The organism is Burkholderia sp. Ac-20379, assembly GCF_017104645.1.
GTDB lineage: Bacteria > Pseudomonadota > Gammaproteobacteria > Burkholderiales > Burkholderiaceae > Burkholderia.
The window spans coordinates 1-862 of the sequence record NZ_JAAGPF010000766.1 but is presented as its reverse complement, the minus strand read 5'-3'; the positions used below and the strand labels follow the sequence as shown (position 1 = coordinate 862).

Here is an 862-nt window from a genome sequence, read left to right as displayed (position 1 = left end):
TGTTATTCAAGAAGGAGACGGCACACGAGGTCCTCTATGGTGACTGGCGTGCAGACGTGTGCTCTTCCGATCTCGCCCGAACTGCACCTGCGCGGCCGCCGCGGCCCGCAGGTGCAGTTCGGGCGCGCGGCCCTGCGCGGCGGCTTCGCGAAAGCGCGCGACGAGCGCGTCGTAATCGAGCGGCGTGGCGTTCCAGAAGAAACGGCCGTCGGCGTCGATCGACAGCGTGATGGTGTCGGGCCGCTCGGCGGCCGGCGCGGCGGCCACCTTCGGCAGATCGAGCCGGATCGCATGCGTCAGCAGCGGCGCCGTGATGATGAAGATCACCAGCAGCACCAGCATCACGTCGATCAGCGGCGTCATGTTGATGTCCGCCATCGGCGCGGCCGGTTCGCGATCGTCGAGTCCGCCGAATGCCATCGCGCGCTCCCGCTCAGGCCCGCGGCGCGCCGGAAGCGGCACCCGGTGCGCGATCGGCTGCGTCGCTGCCCTCACCGCCCGCAAATGCATGCAGATCGCGCGCGAAGCCGTCGAGATCCTCGGCCAACTGGCGCACCAGCCGCCCGAGCACGTTGTAGGCAAGCACGGCCGGAATCGCCACCACCAGCCCGAATGCGGTCATGATCAGCGCCTCGCCCACCGGGCCGGCCACGCTGCCGATCTGCGCCTGGCCGCTTTCGGCGATGCTGCCGAGCGCGTGATAGATACCCCAGACGGTGCCGAGCAGGCCGACGAACGGCGCGGTGCTGGCGATCGAGGCCAGCACCACGAGGCCGAACTCGAGCCGCCGCTGCGAGCGGCGCATCGCCAGCCGCACCGCGCGCAGCACGCGCTCGGCACGGTCGACGCGCGCGCCGAGCAA

At 70.6% G+C, this 862-nt stretch carries 1 protein-coding gene and 1 pseudogene; both read right to left on the bottom strand.

Annotated features, from left to right (window positions below; translation table 11 throughout):
* Nucleotides 1–87: 87 nt before the first annotated feature.
* A pseudogene (locus G3N92_RS34490) lies at nucleotides 88–420 on the bottom strand (biopolymer transporter ExbD); the annotation flags it as partial.
* A gap of 13 nt (nucleotides 421–433) precedes the next feature.
* Nucleotides 434–862 (bottom strand): MotA/TolQ/ExbB proton channel family protein (locus tag G3N92_RS34485; RefSeq protein ID WP_206131935.1); only part of this gene is annotated, 429 nt, incomplete at its 5' end.